We start from the raw sequence: 7,401 nt of genomic DNA on the forward strand, positions 1-7,401 counted from the left end.
TCACAAGAACCAAGCAAACGGCGACCTCTCAAGGATCGCGAAGACCCCGCGCGTCGCCAGCCGCGACACGCGGGGCAAGGGTCGAGACCTAGGGCAGTTCGAACACCGTCAAGGCGCCGCCCAGGTTGGTGTATTGGGACAAGCTGCGGTAAGCGCCGACCGCGCCCAGGCCTTCCTGGTCGCCCGACAGGCCCGCGGCCATGCCGATGGCCGCCCAGCCGCCGACGCCGGAAAGCACCGCCACGTACTGCTTGCCGTTATAGGTATAGGTGTTGATGTTGCCGATGATGCCCGACGGCGTCTTGAACTTGTAAAGCTCCTTGCCGGTCTTGGCGTCGACCGCCTTCAGATAACCTTCCATGGTGCCGTAGAAGACGATGTCGCCGGCCGTGGCCAGGGCGCCGCTCCAGACCGAGAAGGGTTCCTTGGCTTCCCAGACGACCTTGTTGCTTTCGGCGTCGAAGGCCGCGAAGCGACCGAGGTTCGTCTCGCCCTTCGGCGGGAACATGGTCAGGTTGGCGCCCACATAGGGCGACCCCGCCACGTAGGCGACCTTGGTCGGCTCGTAGTTCATGCAGACATGGTTGCCGGGGATGTATAACAGGCCGGTCTTCGGGCTATAGGCGGCCGGTTGTTGGTCCTTCGAGCCAAGCGCGGCGGGGCAGACGCCCTCGGTGACCACATCTTCGCCATTCCCCTCGGTCGAGTACTTGGCGACGCGTTGCGGCAGACCGGTCTTGATGTCGATGGACGAGGCCCAATTGACGGCGGGATCGAACTTCTCGCCGCTGATCAGCTCGCCGGTCACGCGATCGAGCGTGTAGGCGAAACCATTGCGGTCGAAGTGGACCAGGAGGTTGCGCGTCTTGCCCTTGATGGGCTTGTCGACCAGGATCATTTCGTTGACGCCGTCGTAGTCCCACTCGTCGTGGGGCGTCATTTGATAGATCCACTTGGCCTTGCCGGTGTTGGCGTCGCGCGCGAAGATCGACATCGACCAGCGGTTGTCGCCGGGGCGTTGCACCGGGTTCCAGGCGCCGGGGTTGCCCGAACCGTAGTAGATCAGGTTGGTCTTGGGGTCATAGCTGGTCCAGCCCCAGGTCGTGCCGCCGCCGAGCTTCCACTGGTCGCCCTTCCAGCCGGCCATGCCGGAGTCCTTGCCGACCGGCTTGCCCATCGACGTGGTCTTGACCGGATCGATCAGGGTGTCGGCGTCGGGTCCCGACGAATAGGCGCGCCAGATCAGCTTGCCGGTCTTGAGGTCGTAGGCCGTCATGTGGCCGCGGACGCCGAACTCGCCACCGCTGTTGCCGATCAGAACCTTGTCGCCCACGACGAACGGCGCGGCGGTGCCGGTCTCGCCCTTGGTGGGATCGCCGTTCTTCACCGACCAGACGACAGCGCCGGTCTTGGCGTCGAGCGCCACCAGAGTCGTGTCGGCTTGATGAAGGAAGATCTTGCCATCGGCGTAGGCGACGCCGCGGTTGACGGTGTCGCAGCACATCACCGCGATCGTCTTGTTGTCCTGCTTGGGCTCGTAACTCCAGGCGATGGCGCCGTTACGAGAGAGGTCGAGCGCGAAGACCTTGTTCGGGAACGGCGAGTGCACGTACATCATATTGCCGATGACGAGCGGGCCGCCCTCGTGCCCGCGCAGCACGCCCGTGGAGAAGCTCCAGGCGACGCGCAGGTCCTTGACGTTGTCCTTGTTGATTTGAGCCAGCTCGCTGTAGCGCGTGCCTGAATAGTTCCCCAGCGGCATCACCCACTGGTTGGCGTCTTTTTGCAGCGCCTGAAGCTCATCATTCGCGAACGCGGCGGATGCGGTGGCGGCTGAAAACGCCAGGGCCAAGGCCAGACGTGAAAAGGTTCCGTTTCTCATGAGCGTTTCCCTAGATCGGTTTTTTTCTGATCTACGCCAGTACAGTTTTACTTCACCTCAGTCGTAACGCCGTGGCCCGCAACCACAATACCCCCCTTCGGTGGCATTTTGCCGCAGACAAGAATAAAGCCGGAAAAGTCTAAATTTCCAAAAGAGTAAAGGAGACCCTAAAGCTAGCTTCGCGCACCATGGATTGCACGAATCAAGCGCTCACAACTATGAATTTATATTCATGTAGGATGTAGCTTCTAGAAACAATGCACAAGGTAAATACAATGTGAAAAAAATTCAAACTTTGGATCAGGTAAAAATTACAAAATTAATATAAATTTCAAATCGAAATAATGGTATGCTTTATATTTTCAATCTTTAGTGAATTCAAGATCCACCCCACCCTCCCTAATATGAGTATCCGATTCCCATTCTCACGGTTCGCGGCGCGTCGAGGCCAGCTATGCCATCCACCGTGCGCGAAACCTCGACATTCTTATCCAACAAATTATCGGCCGCTAGATAGATCCGCGCATGAGGCGTGGGCCGCCATTCCAGGCGGGCGTCGATCTTGGCGGCCGGCGACAGGACCCTGCTATTGAGATCGTCCTCGAACCGTTTGCCTTCGTAGGTGACGTCCAGATCCAAGGAGAGCTTGGCGGCGAGCGGCGCGGTAAGCCCCGCCGTGGCGCTCCAGATCGGCGCCTGCGCAGGACGCTTTCCTTCCAGCTGAGGCGCCAGGCCAGCGCCCACGACCCGGGCGTCGGTGACCGCGAAAGCCGCTCTTAAGACAACGCCGGCCACTTCGCGCCGAGCTTGCCCCTCCACCCCGACAGCCTCGATGGCCGATATGTTGAGGCGCTGGCGCAGGACCCCGCCGGCGGGAATGAAGCCCGCGCGGGGGAAGGTCCCCGGTCCAACGCCGATCGTGACATTGGCGATCGCGTCCTCGATGCGGTTCCAGAACACCGTCACCTCGCCTCGGCCCGTCGCGCCGTCGCGCCCAAAGCCGAGTTCAAGGCCCTTCAGCGCCTCGGGCTTCAGGTTCGGATTGGATTCGGTCACATCGTTGCCGACCCGAAAGGGCCGGTGGAGTTCGTTGAGGGTCGGAGGCCGAAATCCGCTGTAGGCGGCGGCCCGCAAGGTCGCGCCGCCCTCCAGCGTCTTGCGCGCGCCCAGACGGAAACTCATCAAGTCGCCTTGCCGATCGGCGGGCGTCTCGTTGAGGAGAAGCGCGCCGGTGATCAGCGAGCGCTCGACGCGGTAGCCGCCTCGGCTCTCCCAGTGATCGGCGCGCAACCCGCCGGCCACGAGCCAGGTTCCCGCCTGCCAGGCGCCGTCGACATAGACCCCGGCCACGGAGGTCTCGCCGCCCGCCGTGCGCTGACTGTTGTACGCGCCATTCAGATAGCGAAACCGCTCGCGCTCCTCGCCCTTGTTGCGTCGCGCGTCCGCCCCGACTTCCCATTGCAGCGCGCCGGACTGAAGGCGGATAGCCAGATTGGCGCCCTCGCCGACGGCCGGCGTCCTGTCCTGGCTGTTGGCGGGCGTCGTCGAGGCGCGATTGGCGGCGACCGCCACCGAGCTGTTGAAAAGATCGCTGGCCTGACGCCAGACCTGCAGCCGCCAGCCCGGACGACGGCCTCGCGGAGCCTGGGCCAGGGTGGCGCTTAGAATATCGCCCGAAGCGTTGGCGTTGGCCCCAGCCAAACCCGCGCCGCGCTTGTCGTCGAACGTGCTGGCGCGGACCGACAGGGTTCCCAGCCCGGTGGGCGCGTCGACCCGCACGGAAGCGCTTCTTGTCGTCAGGGAGGTCTTGGTGTCGGCCGCGCCCCGAGCGGGGCCTCGCACCGGCGTGTACCCATCGGAGTCCTGAAAAGACAGCGCGCCATACACCTGGGCCTGACCCAGCTTGACCACGCCGTCGCCAGAAGCATCGACCTCGCCGCGTTGCGCCCGCGCCAGTTCGAACGCCCCGCCGGCGTCGCGTTCGCGCAGGCTGATGACGCCCGTGAGCGCCCCCGCGCCATAGGGCCCCGCGCCCGCGCCCCGGACGATATCGGCGCCCGAAACGGCGGACGGGGCCAGCTGCGACCAGATCACCCAGCCGCCGAAGGGATCGTTTAGAGGAACGCCGTCCAGCAAGACCAGCGCGCGACCGGCGCCAGACGGCGCGATGCCACGCAGGCTGACGCCCTGGGTCGTGGGATTGGCCGAGAGACTGGAGGTGCGCCGGAACAGCGACACGCCGGGCGTGGCGGTGATCGCTTCGTCAACGCGGGACGCCCTGGCCAGATCTTCGCCATCAACCCGCGCGATCGAGAACGCCGCGTCCGCGAGCGGCGCCGGTAAACGCGCGGCTGTCACGACCACCGCGTCGACGGGCGGCGGGATGTCCAGAGGCATCGGGTACTCCACATAACGACGCTATTTGGTAGTTCGATTTCAGACCGCTCTCAAAGCGTGAGAATGTCGCACCCTGGCGGCGCGGAGGTGTGCGTGAAGAGGGCATCAGCCGCCCGTCACGGACATGTGCCGCGCGAGGGCGGGCTTTCGGTCGGCGATCTGGAACGCGTGCCCCAGAGCCTTCGCGCCGATGGCCTCTAGGATCGCCTCGCGCAGCGCCCGATCGTCCTCGCTCGTTCGCAGCACCGCCCTGAGGTCGCTTGCGTCTTCCCGGCCCAGGCACGTGTGCAGGACGCCCGTGCACGTCAGGCGCACGCGGTTGCAGTCCCCGCAGAAATTGTGGCTGAGCGGCGTGATCAGACCCAGTCGGCCGCCGGTTTCCTCGACCCGAACATAGCGCGCGGGACCGCCCGTGGCGTAATCCAGATCCGTCAGGGTCCAGAAGGACGCGAGATTGTCTCGCACATCTCTCAAGGACAGATGCTGATCCACGCGGCTGACGTCCACCTCGCCCAGCGGCATGGCCTCGATCAGCGTGATGTCCGCGCCCAGGCCATGGGCCCACTGGATCAGACGCGGCAGCTCCTCGGCGTTGTCGCGCTTGAGCGCCACGGTGTTGATCTTGATCCGCAGACCACAGGCCAAGGCCGCGTCGACGCCCGCCAGCACCTTGGAAAGGTCGCCGCCGCGCGTCAGTCGCCGAAAGAGGTCTGGCCTTAGCGTATCCAGGGACACGTTGATCCTCTTGACGCCGAAGCGGGCTAGGTCTGACGCGAAACGGGCCAGTTGGGTGCCGTTCGTGGTCAGGGTCAGTTCGTCCAGATCGCCGCTGGACAGATGTCGCGAGAGGCGCTCGACCAGGTCCATGGCGCCGCGCCTCACCAGCGGCTCGCCGCCCGTGAGCCGCAGCTTGCGCACGCCCAGATCGATGAAGGTCGAGGCGACCCGATCCAGCTCCTCGATGTCCAGAACCTCCGACCTCGGCAGGAAGGTCATGTGTTCGGCCATGCAGTAGGTGCAGCGTAGGTCGCAGCGGTCCGTGATCGAGACGCGCAGATAGGTCACCGCCCGACCAAGACCATCGATCAGTCTTGGCGTTCGGGAAGACCGCCCCGACAAACGCGTTACGCCGAAGGGGGAGTCTTCAGGCGATAGCCGGACATCTTGATTTCCCATCCCCACCCTATCGCCGTTCTGGTCCGCGTCTTGGCCGTCGAACCGCTCCGCCGCGCAAGGCCCGCCGCCCCTAGAGCGTGATAGCCGAAAGTGTAAGCGGTTTCGGCGGTTATCACGCTCTAAATGTTTGATTTAGAGCCTTATTTTTCCGCTCGAATGATCCCATTCGAGCGGATAAGGCTCTAGGCCTTCAAGCCCTTGCCCGCGTGCCAGGCCACGTGGTCGCCGATGAAGGTGGTCATGAAGAAGTAGCTGTGGTCGTAGCCTTCCTGGCGGCGGACCGTGACCTTGCGGCCGGCCTTGGCGGCGGCGGCTTCGATCAGTTCGGGCTTCAGCTGGTTTTCCAGAAAGCTGTCGGCCAGGCCCTGGTCGATCAGGATGTCGTCGAAGGCGGTCCCCTGGCCGTCCTCGATCAGGGCGCAGGCGTCATGGGCCCGCCAGGCCGCGCGGTCGGGGCCGAGATAGGCGCTCATCGCCTTGTCGCCCCACGGACAGTTCAGCGGCGAGACGATCGGGGCGAAGGCGCTGACCGACTTGAAGAGCTCCGGGTTGCGCAAGGCCAGGGTCAACGCCCCGTGCCCGCCCATCGAGTGGCCGAAGATCCCGCGCCGGCCCGCGTCCAGCGGGAAGGCGCCGTCGACGGCCGCCAGCAGGTCCTTGGTCACATAGGAATACATCTTGAAGTGCGGCGCCCACGGAGCCTGCGTGGCGTCGACATAGAAGCCCGCGCCCTGCCCCAGGTCATAGGCCGGATCGTCGGCGACGCCTTCGCCGCGCGGCGAAGTGTCGGGCGCGACGATCGCGACGCCGTGCTGGGCGGCGTGTTGGTAGACGCCCGACTTCACCGTGAAATTGTCCTCGGTGCAGGTCAGGCCCGACAGCCAGACGAGATAGGGGAACGGCCCCTGGCCGTCCGGCGTCCACACCGTGAACTTCATCGGCGTGCCGGTGCTGGCGCTGTCGTGCTTGCAGTACCGCAGGGTTCCGCCATGGACGCGGTGGGTGGCGAGGGTTTCGACGCTGCTCATGTAAGGGAAATTCCGACCTGCTGGTTCCCGGATAAATCAAAGACGCCGGCCGCCGAGAAACGCTTGGCGACACGCATGTCGCCAAGCTTCGATGCGAGAAAAACAGCGCGCCTGGAGCGTGAGGCTGAAAGTAGGAACCGGTTTCGGCCTCACGCTCTAAACATTTGATTTAGAGCCTTTTTGGCGCCTGAAATCGATTCCGATTTCGGGCTAAAGGCTCTAGGCTGGCAACACGCCGGAGGCTTTCGCCACGTGAGTGGCGATGTAGTCCATCAGCGGCGGGTTCAGGCAGTCATAGGGCTCCAGGCCCAACTCCCGGAGACGGGCGCGCACGCCGGCCATCTTGTCGGGGTGAACCCCGCCCTCGATCACGGACGACACAAACGCCGCGAAACCGGGCTCGGCCGCGCCGTCCTCGACGAAGCGTTCCGGGTGGACGAACGTCAGGCCAAAGAAGGGATGGCCTTCCTTCTCGACCGGGCCATGCATGTGAACGCCGCAGACCTTGCAGGCGTGACGCTGGATCACCGCGCTGGGATCGACAACGGCCAGCTTGTCGCCGTTGGCCGTCACGGTGACCGTGCTGGTCGGCGCCACGGCGACGACCGAGAAATCCGCTCCGGCCGGCTTCCAGCACTTGGTGCAGCCGCAAGCATGGTTGTGCGCCACCTGGCTGGCCACGGCGACCGTCACGGGCCTGTCGGCGCAGAGGCAGGTCAGCGTCCCGCCGGCGAAATCCGCCGAGCCGGGCTTTACTCCGTCATCGACCAGTGGGTGGATGAGAACCTTGGTCATTTCAGCGTTCCTCCAGGATGTCTCGCATCCGCTCGTCCGGGGCTTGATCGCCCTCGACACATCGGACCTTTGGAGCGCCCCGAGACCGGGCCGCCCCAACGTCCCGTTTTCTAGAATTCGATG

Annotated in this window: 5 protein-coding genes; all 5 read right to left on the minus strand. The window is 64.5% G+C overall.

From position 1 onward, the window contains the following. Positions 1–88 precede the first annotated feature (88 nt). Positions 89–1,882 carry a methanol/ethanol family PQQ-dependent dehydrogenase gene (locus OR37_RS14185; protein WP_004621214.1) on the minus strand — a complete coding sequence of 598 codons (1,794 nt, stop codon included), beginning with the start codon at positions 1,880–1,882 and terminating at the stop codon, positions 89–91. 399 nt (positions 1,883–2,281) lie between these two features. Further along, the gene (locus OR37_RS14190) at positions 2,282–4,279 is read right to left on the minus strand and encodes a TonB-dependent receptor (RefSeq protein ID WP_004621216.1); all 1,998 of its coding nucleotides are present in this window, start codon (positions 4,277–4,279) and stop codon (positions 2,282–2,284) included. Between the two features lie 105 nt (positions 4,280–4,384). After that, positions 4,385–5,455: a GTP 3',8-cyclase MoaA gene (gene moaA, locus OR37_RS14195; RefSeq protein WP_081612951.1), complete on the minus strand. Its 1,071-nt coding sequence runs from the start codon at positions 5,453–5,455 to the stop codon at positions 4,385–4,387. Positions 5,456–5,637: 182 nt separating this feature from the next. Beyond that, the gene (gene fghA / locus OR37_RS14200) at positions 5,638–6,483 is read right to left on the minus strand and encodes an S-formylglutathione hydrolase (RefSeq protein ID WP_004621220.1); all 846 of its coding nucleotides are present in this window, start codon (positions 6,481–6,483) and stop codon (positions 5,638–5,640) included. A gap of 219 nt (positions 6,484–6,702) precedes the next feature. Further along, the gene (gene gfa / locus OR37_RS14205; RefSeq protein WP_004621222.1) at positions 6,703–7,278 is read right to left on the minus strand and encodes an S-(hydroxymethyl)glutathione synthase; all 576 of its coding nucleotides are present in this window, start codon (positions 7,276–7,278) and stop codon (positions 6,703–6,705) included. Positions 7,279–7,401: the final 123 nt, after the last annotated feature.

The sequence above is a fragment of the Caulobacter vibrioides OR37 genome, from assembly GCF_000372645.1.
Lineage (GTDB): Bacteria > Pseudomonadota > Alphaproteobacteria > Caulobacterales > Caulobacteraceae > Caulobacter > Caulobacter vibrioides_E.

Excerpts from the sequence above, each read along its gene's own strand:
- OR37_RS14185 (WP_004621214.1), bottom strand. The coding sequence starts at position 1,882 with ATGAGAAACGGAACCTTTTCACGTCTGGCCTTGGCCCTGGCGTTTTCA.
- OR37_RS14190 (WP_004621216.1), bottom strand. The coding sequence starts at position 4,279 with ATGCCTCTGGACATCCCGCCGCCCGTCGACGCGGTGGTCGTGACAGCC.
- moaA (WP_081612951.1), bottom strand. The coding sequence starts at position 5,455 with ATGGGAAATCAAGATGTCCGGCTATCGCCTGAAGACTCCCCCTTCGGC.
- fghA (WP_004621220.1), bottom strand. The coding sequence starts at position 6,483 with ATGAGCAGCGTCGAAACCCTCGCCACCCACCGCGTCCATGGCGGAACC.
- gfa (WP_004621222.1), bottom strand. The coding sequence starts at position 7,278 with ATGACCAAGGTTCTCATCCACCCACTGGTCGATGACGGAGTAAAGCCC.